At 70.7% G+C, this 22,586-nt stretch carries 20 protein-coding genes; 14 read left to right on the forward strand and 6 right to left on the reverse strand.

From position 1 onward, the window contains the following. Together AB0J57_RS27115 and AB0J57_RS27120 are read left to right on the forward strand one after the other, a co-directional pair. The gene (locus tag AB0J57_RS27115; RefSeq protein WP_366130904.1) at positions 1-1,179 is read left to right on the forward strand and encodes a cytochrome P450; all 1,179 of its coding nucleotides are present in this window, start codon (positions 1-3) and stop codon (positions 1,177-1,179) included. Between the two features lie 4 nt (positions 1,180-1,183). Next, the gene (locus AB0J57_RS27120) at positions 1,184-1,612 is read left to right on the forward strand and encodes a PaaI family thioesterase (RefSeq protein ID WP_366130905.1); all 429 of its coding nucleotides are present in this window, start codon (positions 1,184-1,186) and stop codon (positions 1,610-1,612) included. Here AB0J57_RS27120 and AB0J57_RS27125 read toward each other — a convergent pair. Then, the gene (locus AB0J57_RS27125; RefSeq protein WP_366130906.1) at positions 1,601-2,608 is read right to left on the reverse strand and encodes a Gfo/Idh/MocA family oxidoreductase; all 1,008 of its coding nucleotides are present in this window, start codon (positions 2,606-2,608) and stop codon (positions 1,601-1,603) included. The two genes, AB0J57_RS27120 and AB0J57_RS27125, sit on opposite strands and share 12 nt — an antisense overlap. 165 nt (positions 2,609-2,773) lie before the next feature. Here AB0J57_RS27125 and AB0J57_RS27130 point away from each other — a divergent pair, with 165 nt between their 5' ends. The 8 genes from AB0J57_RS27130 (at position 2,774) to AB0J57_RS27165 (ending at position 10,341) form a co-directional block, all read left to right on the forward strand. After that, positions 2,774-3,493, forward strand: a complete 720-nt coding sequence (locus AB0J57_RS27130; protein ID WP_366131080.1) for a GntR family transcriptional regulator — start codon at positions 2,774-2,776, stop codon at positions 3,491-3,493. Positions 3,494-3,612: 119 nt separating this feature from the next. After that, the gene (locus AB0J57_RS27135; RefSeq protein ID WP_366130907.1) at positions 3,613-4,617 is read left to right on the forward strand and encodes a substrate-binding domain-containing protein; all 1,005 of its coding nucleotides are present in this window, start codon (positions 3,613-3,615) and stop codon (positions 4,615-4,617) included. Between the two features lie 86 nt (positions 4,618-4,703). Beyond that, positions 4,704-5,729: a sugar ABC transporter substrate-binding protein gene (locus tag AB0J57_RS27140; RefSeq protein WP_366130908.1), complete on the forward strand. Its 1,026-nt coding sequence runs from the start codon at positions 4,704-4,706 to the stop codon at positions 5,727-5,729. Further along, the gene (locus AB0J57_RS27145; RefSeq protein ID WP_366130909.1) at positions 5,726-6,781 is read left to right on the forward strand and encodes an ABC transporter permease; all 1,056 of its coding nucleotides are present in this window, start codon (positions 5,726-5,728) and stop codon (positions 6,779-6,781) included. Before AB0J57_RS27140 ends, AB0J57_RS27145 begins: the two co-directional genes overlap by 4 nt. After that, complete coding sequence (locus AB0J57_RS27150; protein WP_366130910.1) at positions 6,778-7,605, forward strand: ATP-binding cassette domain-containing protein; 828 nt, start codon at positions 6,778-6,780, stop codon at positions 7,603-7,605. The genes AB0J57_RS27145 and AB0J57_RS27150 overlap by 4 nt, the downstream gene beginning before the upstream one ends. Positions 7,606-7,728: 123 nt before the next feature. Continuing rightward, complete coding sequence (locus AB0J57_RS27155; RefSeq protein WP_366130911.1) at positions 7,729-8,889, forward strand: ROK family glucokinase; 1,161 nt, start codon at positions 7,729-7,731, stop codon at positions 8,887-8,889. Positions 8,890-8,900: 11 nt separating this feature from the next. Further along, the gene (locus AB0J57_RS27160; RefSeq protein WP_366131081.1) at positions 8,901-9,455 is read left to right on the forward strand and encodes a hypothetical protein; all 555 of its coding nucleotides are present in this window, start codon (positions 8,901-8,903) and stop codon (positions 9,453-9,455) included. A 67-nt stretch (positions 9,456-9,522) separates the two neighbouring features. Further along, positions 9,523-10,341 (forward strand): SDR family oxidoreductase, encoded by an 819-nt coding sequence (locus tag AB0J57_RS27165; RefSeq protein WP_366130912.1) that lies wholly within the window; start codon positions 9,523-9,525, stop codon positions 10,339-10,341. 13 nt (positions 10,342-10,354) lie between these two features. On the opposite strand, the gene AB0J57_RS27170 is transcribed toward AB0J57_RS27165, so the two are convergent. The 5 genes from AB0J57_RS27170 to AB0J57_RS27190 form a co-directional block, all read right to left on the reverse strand. After that, a complete protein-coding gene (locus AB0J57_RS27170) occupies positions 10,355-11,332 on the reverse strand; it encodes an aldo/keto reductase (RefSeq protein ID WP_366130913.1) in 978 nt (325 codons plus the stop codon). Between the two features lie 155 nt (positions 11,333-11,487). Further along, positions 11,488-13,203, reverse strand: coding sequence for a chloramphenicol-biosynthetic FADH2-dependent halogenase CmlS (gene cmlS / locus AB0J57_RS27175; RefSeq protein ID WP_366130914.1), 1,716 nt, complete (start codon positions 13,201-13,203; stop codon positions 11,488-11,490). 81 nt (positions 13,204-13,284) lie between these two features. Beyond that, entirely contained in the window at positions 13,285-14,709 is a 1,425-nt protein-coding gene (locus tag AB0J57_RS27180) for a fatty acid--CoA ligase family protein (protein ID WP_366130915.1), read from the reverse strand. Then, on the reverse strand, positions 14,710-15,399 hold the full coding sequence (locus AB0J57_RS27185; RefSeq protein WP_366130916.1) for an SDR family oxidoreductase: 690 nt from the start codon (positions 15,397-15,399) through the stop codon (positions 14,710-14,712). A gap of 26 nt (positions 15,400-15,425) precedes the next feature. Continuing rightward, positions 15,426-15,731, reverse strand: coding sequence for a hypothetical protein (locus AB0J57_RS27190; RefSeq protein WP_366130917.1), 306 nt, complete (start codon positions 15,729-15,731; stop codon positions 15,426-15,428). Positions 15,732-15,979: 248 nt separating this feature from the next. Here AB0J57_RS27190 and AB0J57_RS27195 point away from each other — a divergent pair, with 248 nt between their 5' ends. The 4 genes from AB0J57_RS27195 to AB0J57_RS27210 are packed head-to-tail and all read left to right on the forward strand — an operon-like array spanning position 15,980 to position 22,565. Continuing rightward, entirely contained in the window at positions 15,980-16,975 is a 996-nt protein-coding gene (locus tag AB0J57_RS27195) for a diiron oxygenase (protein WP_366130918.1), read from the forward strand. After that, on the forward strand, positions 16,972-18,159 hold the full coding sequence (locus tag AB0J57_RS27200) for a hypothetical protein (protein ID WP_366130919.1): 1,188 nt from the start codon (positions 16,972-16,974) through the stop codon (positions 18,157-18,159). Before AB0J57_RS27195 ends, AB0J57_RS27200 begins: the two co-directional genes overlap by 4 nt. Beyond that, the gene (locus AB0J57_RS27205; protein ID WP_366130920.1) at positions 18,134-20,944 is read left to right on the forward strand and encodes an AMP-binding protein; all 2,811 of its coding nucleotides are present in this window, start codon (positions 18,134-18,136) and stop codon (positions 20,942-20,944) included. Before AB0J57_RS27200 ends, AB0J57_RS27205 begins: the two co-directional genes overlap by 26 nt. A gap of 22 nt (positions 20,945-20,966) precedes the next feature. Next, positions 20,967-22,565, forward strand: a complete 1,599-nt coding sequence (locus AB0J57_RS27210; protein ID WP_366130921.1) for an MBL fold metallo-hydrolase — start codon at positions 20,967-20,969, stop codon at positions 22,563-22,565. Positions 22,566-22,586 lie beyond the last annotated feature (21 nt).

Below are 22,586 nucleotides of genomic sequence, written 5' to 3' on the forward strand. Positions count from 1 at the left end.
ATGGACACGGTCGATCTGAGCGCGTACGGCGAGGAGTTCACCGCCGACCCCTACCCGTACTACGCGAAACTCCGGGAGGACGGGCCCGTCCACCATGTGCGCACGTCCGTCGGCGACGAGGCCTGGCTCATCGTCGGCCACGCCGAGGCCCGCGCCGCACTCGCCGACCCCCGGCTGTCCAAGTCACCCGCCACGGCCGGGTTCCAACTGCTCGACCAGGAGGTCGTGGGCCCGCACATGCTGATGCTCGACCCGCCCGACCACACCCGGCTGCGCAAGCTCGTCGCCGGTGAGTTCACCGGGCGGCGCGTGGAAGCCCTGCGCCCGCGCGTCCAGCGCATCACGGACGAGCTGATCGACGCCATGGCACCACACGGCCGGGCCGACCTCGTGGGCGCGCTCGCCTTCCCGCTGCCCATCACGGTGATCTGTGAACTGCTCGGCGTGCCCGCCGGTGACCGGGACGCCTTCCGCGCCTGGTCCAGCGAGGTCGTCGCGCCGACGGGCGCGGAGGCCGAGCGCGACGCCGTGCACGCGCTGGCCCGGTACCTCGACGACCTCATCGAGGACAAGCGGTGCGCCGGCCCCGCCGACGACCTGCTCTCCGCGCTGCTGCGCACCCGCGCCGAGGACGGCGACCGGCTGTCGGCCGCCGAACTGCGCGCCATGGCCTACCTGTTGCTGATCGCCGGGCACGAGACCACGGTCAACCTCATATCCAACGGCGTCCGGGCCCTGCTGAACCACCCGGACCAACTGGCCGCCCTCCGCGCCGACTTCGGCCTGCTCGACGGGGCGGTGGAGGAGATGCTGCGCTACGACGGCCCCGTCGAGACGGCCACGATGCGGTTCGCCCGCGAGCCGGTGCCGGTCGCGGACACGGTGATCCCGCCGGGCGCCACCGTCCTCGTCGGCCTCGCCGCGGGCGATCACGATCCGGCCAGGTTCCCGGACCCGGACCGTTTCGACATCCGCCGCGACACGGCCGGGCACCTGGCCTTCGGCCACGGCATCCACTACTGCCTCGGCGCCCCGCTGGCCCGCCTGGAGGGCCGGATCGCGGTGCGCTCCCTGCTGGAACGCTTCCCCACGCTCTCCCTCGACCCCGAGGCCGGGCCCCTGGACTGGATGCCCGGCCTCCTCATACGCGGTGTCCGCCGCCTTCCCGTCAGGTGGTGACGCCATGAAAGACCTCGATGCGGATCTCGCCCGCGAGGTCCTCGACAGCCAGCCCTTCAGCCGGCTCGTCGGCGCCCGCATCACCGCCTTCGGCGACGGCGCCGCCGTACTGGAGGTGGACGCCCGCGACGACCTGCGCCAGCAGAACGGCTTCCTGCACGGCGGGGTCCTGTCGTACGCCGCCGACAACGCGATCACCTTCGCCGCGGGCAGCGCCCTGGGCCCGGCCGTGCTGACCGCCGGGTTCTCCATCCAGTACGTCCGCCCCGCCACCGGCCGCACGCTGCTGGCCCGCGCCTCCGTGGTCCACGCGGGCCGGCGGCAGGCGGTGGTGCGCTGCGACCTGCTGACGGTGGCCGGCGACGGGACCGAGACCCTGTGCGCGGTGGCCCAGGGCACGGTCCTGTCGGCGCCCGGGGGCTCAGAGGGCTGACGGCACCTCGTCCAGCCGCACCGGGCGGCGCTCGCGCCGGGACAGCTCGCACGCCTCGGCGACGCGCAGCGCCTGGAGGGCCTCGCGGCCGTCGCAGGGGTTGGCCAGCTCGCCGCGCGCGAGGTGGACGAAGGCGTCCAGCTCGGCCTCGTACGCCGGGGCGAACCGCTCCAGGAAGCCGGGCCACGGCTTGTCGGCCGCGGGCGGGCCGAGCGGTTCGGTGGAGGTGAGGGGCGTGCGGTCGTCCAGGCCCACCGCGATCTGGTCGCGCTCGCCCGCCAGCTCCATCCGTACGTCGTAACCAGCGCCGTTGCAGCGGGTGGCCGTGGCCGTGGCGAGGGTGCCGTCGTCGAGGGTGAGCAGGGCGGCCGCCGTGTCCACGTCGCCCGCCTCGCGGAACATCGCGGGGCCGCCGTCCGAGCCGGTCGCGTACACCTCGGTGACCTCCCGGCCGGTGACCCAGCGCAGGATGTCGAAGTCGTGGACCAGGCAGTCGCGGTAGAGGCCGCCGGAGAGCGGGAGGTAGGCGGCGGGCGGCGGGGCCGGGTCGGAGGTGATGGCCCGGACCGTGTGCAGCCGGCCGATGCGCCCGGAGTGGACGGCGTCGCGGGCGGCCCGGTAGCCCGCGTCGAAGCGGCGCATGAAGCCGAGCTGGAGCTGGGTTCCGGCCGTCTCGACCTCGCGGAGCGCGCCCAGCGTGCCGGCCAGGTCGAGGGCGATGGGTTTCTCGCAGAAGGTGGGCAGGCCCGCGCGGGCGGCGCGGGCGATGAGCTCGGCGTGGGCGGAGGTCGCCGAGGCGATGACCACCGCGTCCACCCCCCAGGCGAAGACCTCGTCGACGGTCGGCGCGGCCGTGGCGCCGGTGAGTTCGGCGACCTGGGCCGCCCGGCCGGGATCGGCGTCGGCGACCACGAGCGCCCCCACTTCCGGGTGGCGGCTGAGCACGCCCGCGTGGAAGGCCCCGATACGTCCCGTTCCGATGAGTCCGATGCGCATGGCCCCCAAGGTGGTGCCGCCGCTGCCACCATGTCAAGCGTTTGTCCTGACAACATGACTTCACAACTTCCCGTCATCATTTCCTCTGGATAGGCTCGGCACGTGCCCAAGCAGACCCGAGCAGCCAGAGAAGAGTCCGGCCCCGTCGTGCGGCTGCCGCTGAGCGTGGACCGCACCAGTCCGGTCCCGCTCTACTTCCAGCTCTCCCAGCAGTTGGAGGCGGCCATCGAGCGCGGGACGCTCACGCCGGGCAGCCTCCTCGGCAACGAGATCGAGCTGGCGGGCCGGCTCGGCCTGTCCAGGCCGACCGTCCGCCAGGCCATCCAGGCGCTGGTCGACAAGGGGCTGCTGGTGCGCCGCCGCGGCGTCGGCACCCAGGTCGTGCACAGCCAGGTCAAGCGCCCGCTGGAGCTCAGCAGCCTGTATGACGACCTGGAGGCGGCCGGCCAGCGCCCGGCCACCACCGTGCTGGCCAACCGCGTCGAGCCCGCGTCCGCCGAGGTCGCCGCCGCCCTCGGCGTACCGGAGGGCACCGACGTCCGGTTCGTGGAGCGGCTGCGGTTCGCGCACAACGAGCCCATGGCCCGGCTGCGCAACCACCTGCCGCTCGGCCTGCTCGACGTGGACACCGGGCTGCTGGAGGACACCGGTCTCTACCGGATGATGCGCGGCGCCGGCATCACCCTGCACAGCGCCCGCCAGTCGGTCGGGGCGCGGGCCGCGACGGGCGCGGAGGCGGAGCTGCTCACCGAGGCGGAGGGCGCCCCGCTGCTGACGATGGAGCGGACCACCTTCGACGACACGGGCCGGGCGGTGGAGTTCGGGTCGCACATCTACCGCGCGTCGCGGTACGCCTTCGAGTTCCAGCTCCTCGTCCGGCCGTGAGGCCGCCGTAGGCCGTCGCGTAAGAATGTTCGGACAAAGTATTGACGGGCCCGCCCCGCCCCCGTAGAAACTCACCCAGCCGCAATCGGGCGGCGCCGGGGAGACAAGGCGGACACACGATGCGAACCACCCGCACGGCGGCAGCGGCCCTGCTGACCGCAGTCGCACTCACCGTCACCGCCGTCGGATGCAGCAGCTCGGGCGGCAAGGAATCCGAGAACAAGCCCACGAACACCTCCGGTGGCGGCAAGCCCGCCGCCACCGCGCGCATGACCATCGCGATGGTCACCCACTCCGGCGAGGGCGACACCTTCTGGGACATCGTCCAGAGCGGTGCCAAGGTCGCCGCCGCCAAGGACAACGTCGAGTTCCTCTACGCCGCCAACAAGGAGGGCAAGGAACAGGCCGCCCTCATCGACTCGTACGTGGCGAAGAAGGTCGACGGCCTGATCGTCACCCTCGCCAAGCCCGAAGCGGTCAAGGCTTCCGTCGCCAAGGCCGTCGCCGCGGGCATCCCGGTCGTGACCATCAACTCCGGCGGGCAGCACTCCCAGGCCTTCGGTGCGATCAGCCACATCGGCCAGGACGAGGCCGTGGCCGGCGAGGCCGTCGGCACCGAGCTGACCGCACGCGGCAAGAAGAAGGCACTCTGCGTCATCCACGAGCAGGGAAACGTTTCCCTCGAAGAGCGCTGCGCCGGGGTGAAGAAGACCTTCAAGGGCACCGTCGAGAACCTCAACGTCGAGGGCACCAACATGCCCGCCGCGACCTCCTCCATCGAGGCCAAGCTCCAGAGCGCCAAGGACATCGACGCCGTCGTCACCCTCGGCGCGCCCTTCGCCGCCGCCTCGGTCAAGGCCAAGCAGAGCGCGGGCTCCGGCGCCGAGATCGACACCTTCGACCTCAACGCGGCCGTCGTCGCCCAGCTCAAGGCCAAGCAGATCGGCTTCGCCGTCGACCAGCAGCCCTACCTCCAGGGCTACCTCGCCGTCGACGAGCTCTGGCTCCACAAGGACAACCTCAACGTCATCGGCGGCGGCAAGCCGGTCCTCACCGGCCCGGCCCTCGTCACCGAGAAGGACGTACCGGTACTGGAGGAACTGACCGCCCGCGGTACCCGATGAAATCCGGGCACATCACCATGACCCATACTTGGCCAGTCGTACGACAGCAAGCACAGCAAGCACAGCAGCAAGAGGGGCACGGCGTCGTGGCAAGGGTTCGGACAGGAGTACGCGCGCTGCGCGCGGTGCTGGCGACGGTCCTCGGAGTGTCCCTCGCGGGAGCCGCCGCCGGATGCAGCGCCACCGGCGGCAAGCGCGCCGAGGACGCCCGCAAGGCGGCCGCCGCCGAAGGCCGGGCAGCCGTGAACACCCCGAAGTGGACCATCGCCATGGTCACCCACTCCGGGGACGGCGACACCTTCTGGGACATCGTCCAGAACGGCGCCAAGCAGGCCGCCGTCAAGGACAACATCAACTTCCTCTACGCCCACAGCGACGAGGGACAGCAGCAGGCCCAGCTCGTCGACTCCTACATCGACAAGAAGGTCGACGGCCTGATCGTCACCCTCGCCAAGCCCGACGCCATGAAGGCGTCCGTCGCCAGGGCCGTCAAGGCCGGCATCCCCGTCATCACCGTCAACTCCGGCTCCGAACAGTCCAAGGCGTTCGGCGCCCTCACCCACATCGGGCAGGACGAGACCATCGCCGGCGAGGCCGTCGGCGACGAGCTCGACGAGCGCGGCCGCAAGAAGGCCCTGTGCGTCCTGCACGAACAGGGCAACGTCGGCCACGAGCAGCGCTGCGCCGGGGTGAAGAAGACCTTCGGCGGCGACCTCCAGAACCTGTACGTCGACGGCACCAACATGCCCGACGTCCAGGCCTCCATCGAGGCCAAGCTCCAGACCGACCCCTCCATCGACGCCGTCGTCACCCTCGGCGCGCCGTTCGCCGACGCCGCCGTCCAGGCGAAGAAGACCGCCGGGTCCGACGCCGAGGTCGACACCTTCGACCTGAACGCCAAGGTCGCCGCCGGCCTCAAGGCCAAGCAGCTCGGCTTCGCCGTCGACCAGCAGCCCTACCTCCAGGGGTACGAGGCCGTCGACCTGCTGTGGCTCTACCGGTACAACGCCGACGTGCTCGGCGGCGGCAGGCCCGTCCTCACCGGGCCGCAGATCATCACCGAGAAGGACGCCGCCGCGCTGGCGGAATTCACGGAGCGAGGAACCCGATGACCGCGACCGCACCACCCGTGAAGGACGGCGCCCCCGCCGACGAGCGCCTGCTGCGCACCTCACCGCTGCGCAAGCTGCTGGGCCGCCCCGAGCTCGGCTCCGTCGTGGGAGCCGTCGCCGTCTTCCTCTTCTTCGCCATCGTCGCCGACAGCTTCCTGAGGGCCTCCAGCTTCGGCACGGTCCTCTACGCCGCCTCGACGATCGGCATCATGGCCGTCCCCGTCGCGCTGCTGATGATCGGCGGCGAGTTCGACCTGTCGGCCGGTGTGCTGGTGACCAGCTCGGCGCTCGTCTCGTCGATGTTCAGTTTCCAGATGACCGCCAACGTCTGGGTCGGCGTCGGCGTATCGCTCCTGGTCACGCTCGCCGTCGGCGTCTTCAACGGCGTGATGCTCACCCGCACCAAACTGCCGAGCTTCATCATCACGCTCGGTACGTTCCTGATGCTGACCGGCCTCAACCTGGGCCTGACCAAGCTGATCAGCGGCACCGTGTCGACCAAGACCATCGCCGACATGGAGGGCTTCGCCTCCGCCCGGGCACTGTTCGCCTCCCAGTTCTCGCTGGGCGGCATCGACATCAAGGTGACCATCCTGTGGTGGTTCGCCCTGGTGGCCCTCGCCACCTGGATCCTGCTGCGCACCCGCTTCGGCAACTGGATCTTCGCGGTGGGCGGCGGCGCCGACGCGGCCCGCGCGGTGGGCGTCCCGGTCCGTACGACGAAGATCGGCCTCTACATGGGCGTGGCGTTCTGCGCCTGGGTGTCGGGACAGCACCTGCTGTTCTCGTTCGACGTCGTCCAGTCCGGCGAGGGCGTCGGCAGCGAGCTGATCTACATCATCGCGGCCGTGATCGGCGGCTGCCTGATCACCGGCGGATACGGCTCCGCCATCGGCTCGGCGGTCGGCGCGTTCATCTTCGGCATGACCAGCAAGGGCATCGTGTACGCCGAGTGGAACCCGGACTGGTTCAAGTTCTTCCTCGGGGCGATGCTCCTACTCGCGACCCTGCTCAACGCCTGGGTCCGCAAGCGCGCGGAGGCAACGACATGAGCACCCCTCTGGTGGAGCTGGACGACGTCAGCAAGTACTACGGCAACATCCGCGCCCTCGAAGGCGTCTCCCTGGAGGTCCGCGCGGGCGAGATCACCTGCGTCCTGGGCGACAACGGCGCCGGCAAGTCCACCCTCATCAAGATCATCGCTGGTCTGCACGCCCACGACGGCGGCACCTTCCGCATCGAGGGCGAGGAGACCTCCCTCTCCTCCCCGCGCGAGGCCCTGGACCGGGGCATCGCCACCGTCTACCAGGACCTGGCCGTCGTGCCGCTCATGCCGGTCTGGCGGAACTTCTTCCTCGGCTCCGAGCCCACCAAGGGCGCCGGCCCCTTCAAGCGCCTCGACGTCGGCCTCATGCGCGAGACGACCCGCGCCGAGCTGCTGCGCATGGGCATCGACCTGCGCGACGTCGACCAGCCGATCGGCACCCTGTCGGGCGGTGAGCGCCAGTGCGTGGCGATCGCCCGCGCGGTGTACTTCGGCGCCAAGGTGCTCGTGCTCGACGAGCCGACGGCGGCGCTCGGCGTCAAGCAGTCCGGCGTGGTCCTCAAATACGTGGCGGCCGCCCGTGACGCCGGGCTCGGCGTGGTGTTGATCACGCACAACCCGCACCACGCGTATCTGGTCGGTGACCGGTTCGTGCTGCTGAAGCGCGGCGTGATGTCGGCGAGCCACACCAAGGACTCCGTCACGCTCGACGAACTCACCCGCCAGATGGCGGGCGGCAGCGAGCTGGAAGACCTCCGCCACGAGCTGGAGCGGGCCCCCGCCCCCGCCCACGTCGGCGGCCACGAGGTCCCTCCCGACCCGGCTCCCTGACCCCGGCGCACCGCCGCCCCCGGCCGCGTACCTGGCAGAATCGGGAGCGGCGGGCGCCGTCCGCCGCCGGTCGGCCCCCCACGCACCGCCCGGCCCCACCCCCCACAAGGGACGACAGGACACGTGAGCACGTACCGCGATCCCGCCCACCGCGGCTCCGCCCGCGCCACCGTCCTGCGCAACGTCTCGGCCCGCGAGCGCCGCTCGCACCTGACCGCGCCCCGCGTCCCGACCGTCGGCATCGACATCGGCGGTACGAAGGTGATGGCGGGCGTCGTCGACGCCGACGGCCGGATCCTGGAGCAGATCAAGACCGAGACGCCGGACAAGTCCAAGAGCGCCAAGGTCGTCGAGGACACCATCACCGAGCTGGTGCTGGACCTCTCCGACCGGCACGACGTGCACGCCGTGGGCATCGGCGCCGCCGGCTGGGTCGACGCCGACCGCAGCCGCGTCCTGTTCGCCCCGCACCTGGCCTGGCGCAACGAGCCGCTGCGCGACTCCCTCCAGGCCCGGCTCGCCGTCCCCGTCATGGTCGACAACGACGCCAACACCGCCGCCTGGGCCGAGTGGCGCTTCGGCGCCGGCCGCGGCGAGGACCACCTGGTCATGATCACGCTCGGCACCGGCATCGGCGGCGCGATCCTGGAGGGCGGCCAGGTCAAGCGCGGCAAGTACGGCGTCGCCGGCGAGTTCGGCCACATGCAGGTGGTGCCCGGCGGCCACCGATGCCCGTGCGGCAACCGCGGCTGCTGGGAGCAGTACAGCTCCGGCAACGCCCTCGTCCGGGAGGCCCGCGAGCTGGCGGCGGCCGACTCGCCGGTCGCGTACAACATCATCGAGCGCGTCAAGGGCTCCGTACCCGACATCACCGGCCCGCTGATCACCGAGCTCGCCCGCGAGGGCGACGCGATGTGCATCGAGCTGTTCCAGGACATCGGCCAGTGGCTCGGCGTCGGCATCGCCAACCTGGCCGCCGCCCTCGACCCGTCCTGCTTCGTCATCGGCGGTGGCGTCAGCGCCGCCGACGACCTGCTCATCGGCCCCGCCCGGGACGCCTTCCGCCGCCACCTCACCGGCCGCGGCTACCGCCCCGAGGCCCGGATCGCCAAGGCCCAGCTCGGCCCCGAGGCCGGCATGGTCGGCGCCGCCGACCTCGCCCGGCTGGTCGCCCGCCGCTTCCGCCGCGCCAACCGCCGCCGCCTGGAGCGCTACGAGCGCTACGAGCGGTACGCCCAGGCCCTCCGCAACGGAGGCAGTACCCGAACCCCCCAGGAACCGTAGTCATGTCAGTGATGTCCGTGCTGAACCAGCCCGCGTCCCCGGAGGAGCGGCGGCGCATGATCCGCCGCCGCATCCTGACCGCCGTCGTCATCGTGCTGCTCATCGGCATCCCGGCCGGCTACCTGGTGATCTCCGCCCAGCAGAGCCGCGCCAGCGGCCGCGACAAGGAGGCCGAGTCCTCCGTCACCGGCCTCCGGGAGAGCTGGCCCTCCAAGATGAAGCGCCGCGTCTTCGAGGTGCCGATCCCGGCCGGTTCCACCGAGGTGGCCTACTTCGAGACGAGCAACTGGAAGTCCAGCAGGCTGTACGTCGAGTTCACCACCAGCGGCACGGGGCTGGACGACTTCCTGAACGACGTCGGGACGAGCCGCGCCGCACTCGACGCCGAGGATGTCACCATCAGCGAACGCGACGCCCGCACCGTCGGCTGGAAGTTCCCGGCCGGCCGCGACTGGTCCGCCACCACGCACCGCCAGAAGGACCCGCGCCCCAGCCAGGACATCACCGTCGACCTCAGCGACCCCGCGGCCCCGCGCGTGTACGTCGTCTCCACCGCGACCCCCTGACCGGCGGCTTCCCCGCGCGACGTAGGATCGCGATACGGATCCGGAAGAGACGGGAGGCCGAACGTCCATGCCTGAGAGCCGAGTTGTGCTCGTCACCGGCGGAGGAACGGGCATCGGCGAAGCCACGGCTCGGCTGCTGCGGTCGGCCGGACACGAGGTCGTGATCTCCGGGCGACGGCCGGATCCGCTGCACCGCGTCGCCGAGGAGACCGGAGCCTTCCCCTGTCCGGCCGACACCACGGACCCGGACGCCGTCCGGCACCTCGTCGAAGCCGCGGTGGAACGATACGGCCGGCTCGACGGTCTGGTCGTCAACGCGGGGACGGGACGCAGCGGGGGAGTGGGAGAGCTGTCCGACGAGGACTGGGACACCGTCCTGCGGACCAATCTCACGGGGCCCTTTCTGGTGATGCGGGCGGCGCTGCCGCACCTCCTGGAAGCCCGGGGATCCGTCGTCGCGGTCGCCTCTGTCTCGGCGCTGCGCAACGGGGTGGGCAACGCGGCCTACGCCACGTCCAAGGCGGGGCTGCTCCAGTTGTGCCGCTCACTGGCGGTCGACTACGGCCCTCGCGGTCTTCGGGCGAACACCGTCTGCCCCAGTTGGGTGCGCACGGAGATGGCCGACCGTCGTATGGCCCGCTTCGCCGAGGAGGCCGGGCTGGGCGCCGGCGGGGCCGGGGCGGCGTACGAGGAGGCGACCCGGCTGCTGCCCGCACGGCGTCCCGGAGAACCCCGCGAGGTCGCCGAGGCCATCACCTGGCTGCTGTCACCGGCCGCGTCCTTCGTCAACGGTGCCGCGCTGACCGTGGACGGCGGCGTGACCGCGTTGGACGCCGGCACCGTTCCGTTCGACTTCCGCGTCATCCCGCGCGCCGAGGGCGGCTGACCGGTCCAGCCCCTCAGCGGTCCATCATCCGCATCTGCTCCTCCGTGTGGTGCTCGCCCGCGGCGGGCGGGAGGGCGTCGAGCCGGGTGAGCTGCCCGGGCGTCAGCCGGACGTCGGTGGCCGCCGTGTTCTCCTCGACGCGGGAGACCCGCCGGGTGCCGGGGATGGGCACGACATCGTCTCCCCGGGCGAGCAGCCAGGCGAGGGCGACCTGCGCCGGGGTGGCGCCGGCCTCGGCGGCGACGGCCTCGATCTCGTCGGCGAGGCGCAGGTTCCGCGGGAGGTTCTCCTCGGTGAAGCGGGGATTGTCCGCCCGCAGGTCGGTGGCGTCGAAGTGCCCGGCCGAGCGGACCGTGCCCGTGAGGAAGCCATGACCGAGCGGCGAGTACGCCACGAATCCGATGCCCAGCTCCCGCAGGACCGGCAGCACGGCCTCCTCGGGGTCGCGGGTCCACAGCGAGTACTCGGACTGGAGCGCGGTGACCGGGTGGACGGCGTGGGCGCGGCGGATCGTGGCGGGCCCGGCCTCGGAGAGGCCGATGTGGCGGATCTTGCCTTCGGCGACGAGCGCGGCGAGGGCGCCGACGGTGTCCTCGATGGGGGTGTGCGGATCGACACGGTGCTGGTAGTAGAGGTCGATGTAGTCGGTCCCGAGCCGGCGCAGCGAACCCTCCACGGCGGTACGGATGTTCCCCGGACCGCTGTCCAACCGCCCCGGACCGCCACCCGAGTGGGAGACCAGGCCGAACTTCGTGGCGAGCACCACCCGGTCGCGTCGGCCCTTGATCGCCCGGCCGACGAGCCGCTCGTTGGTGTAAGGCCCGTAGATCTCGGCGGTGTCGAGGAAGGTCACACCGAGTTCCAGGGCCCGGTGTATGGCCCGGACGGATTCCACGTCGTCCGTGCCCGAACCCGTATAGCCGAAGGACATGCCCATGGTCCCCAGGCCGATCCGGGACACCTCCAGGTCCCGCAGTTTCGTGTGTTCCATCGGGCGGCCTCCTTCGGGGCGTCAGGGGGTGAGTTGGGGGCCGCCGGGGCACCGTCCCGCCGCGCCCGGTGGGGGACGGGCAGGGAGGGACGGTGTCACCCGGCGGCGGCCGTCACCGCGTCACGCGGCCGGCCGGACCTGCTGGGCGCCGGCGGTCACACCTCGTACTCGACGCCGACGCCGCCGAAGTGGAGCCGGCCCTGCACGACGACCTTGTCGCCGTTGTCGTCGTAGCCGGTGAGGAGGCCCGTCTCCATCAGCCGGACGACGATCTGGGTGCTCAGCTCCTGCCTGCCGACGGCACCGAGGCGCTTGACGAGGGTCCGGTAGCCGAACTCCTCCTCGGCGAGATCCTGGAAGATCTGCCGGGTCTCCTCGTCCATCGGGTACTGGGTCATGTCGAGCTCCTCCTCGTTGGCCAGCACCTCACGCCGCTCCAGCCGGAAGCCCGTCGGCTCGACCCCGTAGTACGGCTTGAGGACGGCCTTGCCGCCGGTCCACCGGAACCGGCTGATGCTGTTCAGCCGCTTGGTGAGGTCGCTGATCCAGCGCACCCGTGCCGCGTTCAGTTCGGCCTCGCTGAACTCGTCGCTCAGCTCGGGCCGCTGGTGCCGGCCGATGGAGATCATCGTGGACGCCCGGTCGCGGAAGGACGCCACGGTTCCGCCGGAGTCCTCCGGACCGTTGTCGACGAGCTTCTCGAACCACTTCTTGCGGGTCAGGCGCTCGTCGTCGGACTCGGTGATCCGCCGCTTCCGCCAGAACTCGGAGTCGGGCTCCGTGAAGGAGGCGAAGGTGTAGAAGGAAGCGAGGAACTGGTGGTACTGCTCGTAGGCCTCGCGGTACGTGCGGTTGTACCAGGCGTGCACCTCGTCCGTCTCGTCCCCGTGTCGGGTGATGCGGTCGATGGCCGCGGCGGCGGAGACGGCCGACTGCGAGGCCAGGTGCACACCTTGGGAGAACAGCGGATCGGTGAAGCAGGCGGCGTCGCCGCAGAGGAAGAAGCGGTCCGCCGAGAACACTTCGGTGTCGTACGACCAGTCGTGCACGATACGGACCTCGTCGACCTGCTCCGCGCCACCGAGGATGTCCATGGCCTTGACGCACTTCGTGAGGGTGGTCCGGAAGAACTCGTCGGCACCCCGCTCCCGCACCTCGGCGGCCTTGGAGCGGTCCACCACCAGTCCCACGCTGTACAGGTCGTCCTTCACGGGGATCATCCAGACCCAGCCGTCCTCGAACGTGATCGAGTACGTCGTGCCCTTCAGGTCCCCCTGGAACGGGTCCTCCAGCCGGAAGTACGACCAGACCGCGAAGTTCCGGTAGAACTCGTCGTACCGGCGTACGCCGAGCTTGCGGGCGAGCGGACCGCCGGAGCCGCCCGCGTCGATGACGAAGTCGCTCTCGGCGGTCACGGTCTCCCCGCCCCGGCGCACCGTGAGCACCACACGGTCGGGGCGGGACAGGTCCACGTCGGTGACCGGGGACTCCTCGTGCACCGTGATCCCGCGGTTCCTGGCCTCGTCGAGGAGGAGCTTGTCGAACTCCTCGCGCTTCACCTGGACCGCGTGGTCGAAGACCCAGGGCCTGACCTTGGGGGCCGCGAACGAGAAGGTCCAGGGGGCCTGGTCCTGCCCCCAGAGGAAGGTCGCCGAGGGCTTCTTCACATAGTTCTGCGCGTCGATCTTCTCCTGGAGACCGAGGCGGTTGAGGATCGACATCGTGCCGGGGAGCAGGGACTCACCGATGCGGTACCGGGGGAAGCGGGACCGCTCGTAGATCGTGACGTCGTGGCCGAGTTTGTGCAGGGTGAGGCCCGCGACACTGCCGGCCGGCCCTCCGCCGATGATTGCGACCTTCGATCGTGCCATCACATTCTCCTTGGGACGAGGGACGGGGACGGGGACGGAATGGAGTGGACGGGGCTCGCGACGCGGGGAGGGGGGGCACCCTCACTCCCCGTCGGCGCCCGGCCGGGACCGCACCTTCTTCAGGCGGTCCGACATCGCGATCGTGCCGACCACGTTGATCTTCGAGGGCACCTTGAACGGTTCGACCTTGTCGGCGAGGAACTCCGCCACGTGCTCCCGGAGGGCCCGGCGGGTCAGCTCGCCCTTCGGCTTGATGTCGACGCACACGGACTGGCCCGTGATGGCGTTCGGCTTCCCGTACACGACGCAGTCCTCGACGAGCGGACTGGTCAGCAGGACCGATTCGAGTTCGAGCGGGAGGAGTTTCTCGCCGCCGACGTTGATGACCTCCTTGGCGCGGCCCTTGATCCGCAGGTAGCCGTCGGCTCCCTCCTCGACCAGGTCCCCGGTCCTGAACCAGCCGTCCTCGGTCAGAGCGTCGTCCTTGTAGTTCAGATAGCCGAGGAACTGCGTCCGGCTCCTGAGCTGGAGTTCGCCGTCGACGATCCGGTACTCCACGGCGGCGTCGGAGATCCTGAAGTACGTACTGCTCGACGATTCGCTCGTGGTGGTGGCGATGCCGGTCTCGCTCGTTCCGAAGGTCTGGAGCAGCCGCACCCCCGGGAAGGTGCGGTTCACCCGCTGGAGCAGCTCCTCGGACATCGGCTCGGTGCCGTATGTGATCAGGCGCAGACTGCTGAGGTCGTACGTGCGGTGGTAGTCGCCCACCATGATCAGGTTGAGGAACGTGGGGCTGGTGGGCAGGACGAGGATCTTGTGCCGCTCGATCAGCGCACAGATCTCGTCGGGGGTGCGGTGGTGGGGGAGCACCGCGGTGCCGCCGACGAGGAGGGTGCTGAGCAGTGAGTTGATACCGCCGATGTGATCGAACATCAGGACCATCAGGATGTTCAGGGCGTTCGCCCGGCGCCGGGCCCGCTTGCCCAGTTTCTCGCCGACGAGGGCGTCGAGGCTGTGGAGGATGACCTTCGGGGCGCCGGTGCTGCCGCTGCTGAGCAGGACGAGCCCGGCGGCGTCCTCGTCGCCGAGCCGCCGGTGTACGGCTCCGGTGCCGGCGCCGCCGACGGCGCCCGCGGCCGCACCGGGCCCGGTGCCCGTGGCCGGCGGCCCGAGGGCCTGGACCTCGATCCCGTTGTCGGTGGTCCGGATGAGGTGGCTCGGCCGGCAGTGCTCGACGAGGGTGTCGAGGGTCTTGTCGGTGAGGGTCACCACCGGTACGACGACGTTGCTGTTGAGGAAGAGCGCGAACAGGGCCGCCACCGAGGCCGGTGAGTAGTCGCCGTGCACGATCACGGCTTCGCGCGGCGCCACACCGTGTCGCGCCAGCAGGTCCCGCGTGTCGCGGATCCGGCCGAGGAGGTCCGCGTACGAGACCGCGGTGCCCCGGTCGAAGAGCGCCGTCCGCGTGCCGAAGTCCTCGAACCTCCGCACAAGTTCGTCGCGCATTCAGTGCACACCCCCAAGGAAAATCGTCTCGCCCGTGATGAACCCGGATTGCCGGCCGATGAGGAACTCGACCGGGCCGACGATGTCGGCCATCGTGCACTGCCGGGATATCGCCTGACGCTCTATCAGTTCGTCGATCTTCGGCCGGGGCACGGTTCTCGTCAGTACGGTGTGGACCGGCGGAAGGCCGATTCCGTTGACCCTGATGCCGAAGGCGGCCAGCTCCTTGCTCATCACGCGGACGAGTTGCTCGACGGCACCCTTGCTGGCCGAATAGGCCAACTGCCCTTCGAGGGCCCACGGCACCGCGACCGTGGAGACATTCAGGATCGCCGAGCTGGGCTCGCTCGTCTTCCGCAGCAGTTTGACCGCTTCTCGGCAGCAGTTCAGTACGGCGAAGAAATTGATGTCGAAGATCTTCCGGGTAACCTCGTCCGGAGTCGTCATGAAGTGGTTCATCGACGAGGTGCCGGCATTGTTGACCAGTGCGTCGAGCCGCCCGTACTCCTGCCGGACGCTCCGGAACATCCTTCTGGACTGACCCAAGTCCGCGAGATCCACCTGATGGTGACGGTAGCGCGGATGGTCGATGGCCGCAGGCCTCCTGCTGCACCCGACGACATCGTGGCCGGCCTCCAGGAAGTGTTCCGCGAGGGCCTTGCCGATCCCGGTCCGGGTGCCGGTGATCATGAGGATCATAAGAGGGGTGACCTGCGCTAACCGTGCGCGCCGACGAGTTCCAGCTCTTCCTCGATGAAGCCGATCAGCCTGCGGACGCTGCTGAACGGACTCACCCGGCGGGACACGGCCTTCTCGGAGGTGAGTGACACCTCCACGCCGAATTCGTCCTCGAGATTCTCCTCGACCAGCGAGAGGAAGGCCACCAGGTACATCGACTCGAAGACGCCGGAATCACCGTAGAGGCATAAGTCGAGCACATTGTCGGTGGGAATCTTCTCCTCGCGCGTCCGGTTTATCTCGTCGAGCGCCGCCACGACGATGTTCTGGATTCGCTCCGTCACAGTCGGGCCTCCATTCAGCAGAGCGGACAGAACAGGCAAGGACGTTTATGTCATGGGCCCCTGGAGCGCGCAAGGTTGTTCAGTTCGTGCGGCTCGGCGACAGGGGGTGTGCAACTGTCCCGTTCTTTCAGTTGCACAGGGCGCTGATCTGCACACCCTTGCGGGCTCCGGCCGATGTCCACAGAATTCGAAGCCGCCGGGCCCGGAAAGGGCGATCCTGCAAAGGGAAGTGAAGGAAGGGGTGGGCCATGCGCGAGCACACGCACAACGACGGGCACATTCAAATCGCCGGATTACCGGCATTCGACCCGAGCGACCCGGCGGAGAACGCGGTCATCAACCGGCTCGTCGGGAACTGGCACCGGCGCGCGGCCGTCAAGCGCGAGGAACCCGACGTCTACGCCCTGTTCGACCCCGGCCGCCCCGACTTCCGTGAGGACATGATCCCCTTCCGGTCCCATCCGATCTGGGAGCGCCTTCCCGACGAGACCCGCTCCACGCTGCTGAGCTGGGGCTGGGTGGCCTACAACCGGAACACGGTGCTCATCGAGCAGCGGATCGCCAACCCGGCCTTCGAGCTGGTCATCGGCGGCGCGTACCCCGGGCTCGGCGGCCAGCAGTTGGAGCTCGCCGTCGCGCAGGCCATGGTCGACGAGCAGTACCACACGCTGATGCACATCAACGGCAGCGCGGTGACGCGGCGGATGCGCCGGCGCGAGTTCTCCGACCGGGTGCTGCCGGACTCGCACATCACCACGATCCACCAGGCACACCTGGACCGGTGCGAGGAGCAGTGGGAGCGGAGCCTGACCACGCTGGGCTTCGCGACGGTCGCCGAGATCTCGATCAACGCCTACCTCGACCTCCTGGCCGACGACCAGGAGATCCAGGTCGTCAACTCCACCACGGTGCGACTGCACAACCGCGACGAGTACTGCCACGCCTCGATCTCCGGCGAGATGATGAAGCAGGTGTACGAGGCGCTCCCGGCCGACCGGCGCCGCTTCCTCCTGGAGAAGGTCGTCGCGGGCCTCGAAGCGTTCGTCGCCCCCGACTTCACCACCTGGGAGACCATCGTCGCGTTCGAGGGCGTCCAGGGCTGGGAGAAGGCCGCCGCCGAGGTGCGTGAGAGCCAGACCGGCACCCATTTGGTGCAGGACCACTCGGGTATCCACGGCCTGCTTGCGGAGCTGGACGCCCTCGACCAGGTCGAGTTCGACTGGGGCACGACGGTGGCCCGGTGACCGGCGGCACCGGCGCGACGACGCCCCCCATCGGGCTGCGGCCCGCCGCCGTCGCCGTACGCGACATCTACAGCTTCCTCGCCGACCTCGGCCTCGACTGCGACGTCAACCCCTGCACGGCGTTCATCGGCGCCGTCCACCCCGGGCGGGTCGAGGATCCCGGCGCGTGGCGGGACTTCGTCCGCCGGCTCGGGCTCACCCGGGCGCTCGCGCACCTGGTCGACGTGGCGGAGGAGGACGTGGTCGTCACCCTCGCCCCGCAGCCGGGACCGGTCGACGGCGGCCTCGACGAGCTGGCGGAGCTGGTCACCGCGTACCACAACACCCACCCCCTGCGGCTCGACGAGGCCGTGCACCTCGCGTACTGGCCCCACGCGAACGGCGAATACGTCGTCTTCGTCAAGTTCAGCCATCTGATCGTCGACCTGTCCGACGTGGTCGACCTGCTCCGGCAGATCAGGGCCCACCTGCGCGGCGAGACCCAGATCCGGATCGGCACCCGCTACCGTCACCACGAGAAGACCGTCGAGCGGTACGCCGGCCTGCCGGCCGCCGACCCGGCACACGTCACCCGGGTCCTCGGCGACCTGCCGGTACCGGGCCGCAAGGGCATCCCGACGATCTCCGCCTCTGCGGAGGAATGGCTCCCGCTGCGCGAGGGCGTCACGTTCGACGAACTGCTCAGCGCCGTCACCGCCGCCCTGCTGCCCACCATCGGCGGGGGACTGGTGCTCCAGTACCCCTTCTCCCGCTGGGAGTTCGCGACGAAGGGCGGCTACTACGTCGAGATCAAGCCGCTCGTCGTGCGGGCCGAGTCGGCCGCCGAGTACACCCCCGGGTACTTCGCGGAGACCCGGCGGGCCCACGAGTCGCTCGGCCGGTTCACGATGTCCGACCTCACCGCCTTCGCGACGGCGTTCACGAGGGGCCGGATGCCCCGCATCGTCGTCTCCGACACCACGTTCATGCGCCCGGAGCCGAATTCGTGGCGCTGGATCCCCGTGCGCAGCGCGCGTGTCTTCGAGGACCTCAAGTTCCTCGCCGACCGGTCCTGGCCGGGCCCGCCGCTGTTGCGGATGCAGTACAAGCGCGGATTCCTCTCCCCCCGGACCGCGGCCGACGTCCTCGATCGGATCGAGCAGCGAATAGGAGCAAGCGGTGGAACTCTCGGACCTGCTGACTGACCTCTTCCGGCGCCATCACCGGCGCACCGCGCTGCGCACCTCCGGGCGCACCTGGACGTACGAGGAACTCGGGCGGATCACGAGCACCCTCGCCGCCCTGATCGACCGTGAGTGCGCCCCCGGCCGCCGGGTCCTGGTCGCCGGGGAACACACGGCGGAGGCCGTCGTCTGGGCCCTCGCGGCGATGCGCAGCCACGCCGTCCACACCCCCCTGAACCCCGGCCTGCCCGCCCACCGGTTCGGGGAGTTCGTCCGCGCGGCGGACGCGGGGCTCGTCGTCTGCTTCGACCGTGAGACGTCCGTACGGGCCGGGGAGGCGGGAGTCAGCGCCCTGCACGCCGGCGACGTGGGCCTGCCCACCGACCCGGTGCCGGCGGATGACGCCGCAGCGGCCGTGCCCGCCGGGCATCGCTCCCGCGTCGCGTACTCCATCTTCACCTCCGGCTCGACCGGCGCGCCCAAGCTCGTCGACGTCGGGCACGGCGGTCTGCTCAACCTGTGCCGCTCCCTGCGGCGGCTGCTCGACATCACACCGGACGACGAGGTCCTGCACTTCGCCTCGCTCTCCTTCGACGCCTCCATCAGCGAGATCCTCGGCACCCTGTACGCGGGCGCGACCCTCGTCGTACCGGTGGGGGACCGGACGTCGTGGCTGGGGTCCGTCTCGCGGCACCTCGCCGCCCACGGCTGTGACCTCGCCATGCTCTCGCCGTCCGTCTACGCACGGCTCGACGAGGCGGCACGCCGCCGCATCGGCAAGGTCGAGTTCTGCGGCGAGGCCCTGGGCGAGAGCGAGTTCCACAAGGCGGCCCGGTACAGCCGGGTGTTCAACGCCTACGGCCCGACGGAGGCCACCGTCTGCTTCTCCGTCACCGAGCTGACCGAGTTCACACCGACCATCGGCACCCCCATCGACGGCTTCCGGGCCTTCGTACGCGACCCCGCCACCGGCGACCACGCCACGGCCGGAACCGGCGAACTCGTCATCGTCGGCGACGGTGTGGCACTCGGCTACGCGGGCGGGCACGCGGACGAGAACAAGGCGTTCGGGACGGTCGACGGCGCCCCCGCCTACGCCACAGGGGACCTCGTCACCCTCACCGACGACGGCGAACTGTCGTACATCGGACGGATCGACGAGCAGGTCAAGCGGCTCGGCCACCGGGTCAACCTCGCCCACGTCGAGTCCACCCTCTCCCGCCACCTGAACCGCGAGGTGGCGCTCGTACGGCAGGACGACACGATCGTGCTGGCCACGACCGCCGCCGGCGACGACACGGCGGAGACCCTGATGGGCCGGATCAGGAGCCTGGTGCCCGTCTGGGAGGCGCCCGACCGGGTCGTGCTGGTCGGCACGTTGCCGCTGACCGCCGGCGGAAAGGTGGACAGGAACGCCCTGCGGGAGCGGCTCGCGGCACCGTCCGCCGCCCCGGCCGCGGACGCGACGGAACTGCGGCACGTGCTCGGTGCCGTGGCCGCCGTCCTGGGCCGCGAGATCGACCCCGACATGTCGATCTTCGACGCGGGCGGCAGCTCCCTCGCCATGATCCAGATACAGGTCAAGCTCTCCGAGACGTACGGCGAGGAGGCCGTCGAGGCCGCGTTCGCCGCGATGGACTACGACTTCTCGCCGGCCGCCTTCCTGCGTCACCTGCGCGGCGAGTCCGTCGCACCGGAGGAGTCCGCCGCCGAGGCGGTCATGCGCCGGGTGGAGGCGGAACTGGCCGAACTGGCCGCCGAGTTGCCGGGCCTCCGCCGCGAGACCCGGCGCGAGACGGAGCCGTGGCCCGAGGACGGCGACCCGGCCGTGCTGCTCACCGGCGCCTCCGGCTTCATCGGAGGGCACGTCCTGGACCGGCTGCTGCCCACCGGGCCCCCCGTCCTGGTCGTCAGCACCGGCGACCCCGCCCGGGTGCTGACCGAGCACCGCGCGCGGTTCGGGCGGGACACCGCCGCCTACACCCGCGTACGGGCGATCGGCTACGAGGAACTGGAACAGTGGGTGGACCGGAGGCGCGGCCCCGCCCTCGACGGCGTGGTGCACTGCGGCTACCAGGTCAACCACCTGCTGCCGCTCGACAGCCAGATGAGCGGCAGCGTACGCAACACGGCACTGGTCGTCCGCGCCGCGGCCGCCCTCGGCGCCCGTTCCTTCGTCTTCCTCTCGGCCGCCTCGGCCGGGGAGCGCTTCGTCCCCCTGTCGGCGGCGGCGCTGCAGGCCGTGGGCGACCCCTACTCGCGGTCGAAGCTGATCAGCGAGGAGTACGTGAACACCCTCGCCGGCCTGGGGTGCGTCGTCTCCCACTACCGCCCGGGCCTGGTCTACGGCCACCGGCCCGAGGACCACGGCTACCTCAAGGACGACTGGTTCACCGGCCTGATCGAGACCGCCCGCCGGCTGCGCGCGATGCCGCGCCTGGACGGCTGCGTGCCGGTCTGCGACGTCGGCATGCTGACCGACACCCTGCTCAGGGGCCTGGACGGGGACGCGGACTCCCGCTCGGCGGTCGTCGTCCACCGCACGTACACGCTGGGCGAGCTGCTCCACCACGCCGGCCTCTCACAGTCCGACGTCCTGGCCCCGGCCGAGTGGTTCGAGCGGGTACGGGACGCCGGAGAGGTCCACCCGCCGCTCCTGTCCGCCATGCAGGCGGCGCTCAGCGGCCCGGGCTGGCGCTCGCCCCACCGCGAGACCGACCACGACATCATCGGCCGTCTGCTCGGCACACCGCCGGCACCCCCCGAGGCCGAGACCGGCGCCGCCCATGCGCCGTCGCCGCGCTAGCAGGAACGGAGCCGTTGCCGACATGCGCTACTCGTTACGTCAGAACATCGCGGTCGAGCCGGTCATCGCCGGCTGGTACGGCTGGTCGTACCTGCTGCCGCCGCAGACCCTCGCCCGTTTCGTCCGCAACCGATTCACCCCCATCGTCGAGAGCTACCTCGAAAACCCGCAGGTCCACGCGGCGGCCGTCCGGCAGCGCCGGATGCACGGCGGCCCCTGGATCCACGCCCACGAGCACCGTGACGCGATCGAGGCCTGGTACCGGGAAACGGCTCCGCGACGGGAGCGGCTCGGCGAACTCTTCGAGGCGATACGGCAGGTGGAGGAGGACATCCTGCCCCGCCACCACGGCGAGTCCCTCGACCCCGTCTACCAGGAGCTGCCGCCGGCGCTCTCCGGGCGCGTGGAGGTCTTCTACGGCAGGGACAACCGCACGCCCGACTACCGCTTCATCGAACCGCTGATGTACGCGTCCGAGTACTACGACGAGTCATGGCAGCAGGTGCGGTTCGGACCGGTCGAACAGGACGCCCGCGAGTTCGCGCTCACGACACCGATGCTGGAGTACACCCCGGAACACCTGCTGGTCGACGTCCCCCTGAACTCCCCGCTGCTCGACACCGTCTTCCGCGGCGGCCTCACCGAAGCGGAACTCGCGGGACTCGCCGCGAAGCTGGGCCTCACGGGTGAGCGGGCCGCGCTGTTCACCTCGTACTTCGAGCCCACCCCCTCGTCCGCCCCGGAACCGGCCGCGACCCCGTCCGACGACGAGGACGTGCTCGAATACGTCGGCCACGCCTGTGTGTTCGCCCGCCACCGGGGCACGACCTTCCTCGTGGACCCGGTGCTGAGCTACGGCGGCTACCCCGGCGGGGCGGAGAACCGGTTCACCTTCGCCGACCTGCCGGAGCGCGTCGACTACCTGCTCATCACCCACAACCACCAGGACCACATGCTGTTCGAGACCCTGCTCCGGATCCGGCACCGGGTGGGCCGGGTCCTGATCCCCAAGTCCTCCAACGCCAGCCTGGTGGACCCCGGACTCGGCGGCATCCTGCGACGGCTGGGCTTCACCGACGTCGTCGAGGTCGACGACCTGGACACGCTGCGCTGCGGCTCCGCCGAGGTCGTCGCACTGCCCTTCCTCGGGGAACACGGCGACCTGCGGATCCGCAGCAAGACCGGCTGGCTGCTCCGGTTCGGCGAGCGCTCGGTGCTGTTCGCCGCCGACTCCACGAACATCTCGCCGACGATGTACGCGAAGGTGGCCGAGCTGATCGGCCGGGTCGACACCGTCTTCATCGGCATGGAGAGCACCGGCGCCGCGGCGAGCTGGATCTACGGCCCGCTGTACGGCGAGCCGCTGGACCGGCGCAGCGACCAGAGCCGCCGGCTCAACGGCTCCAACTTCCCCCAGGCGAAGGAGATCGTCGACGCCCTGGAGCCCGACGAGGTCTACGTCTACGCGATGGGTCTCGAACCGTGGATGGGCGTCGTGATGGCCATCGACTACGACGAGAGCCATCCCGCCATCGTGGGCAGCGACCTGCTGGTGCGGCACGTCCGGGACAAGGGCGGGACCGCCGAGCGGCTGCACCTGCGGCGGACGCTGCGCCTCTGAACGCGCCCCGGCCCCGGCGTC

The sequence above is a fragment of the Streptomyces sp. NPDC049837 genome, assembly GCF_040674455.1.
Lineage (GTDB): Bacteria > Actinomycetota > Actinomycetes > Streptomycetales > Streptomycetaceae > Streptomyces.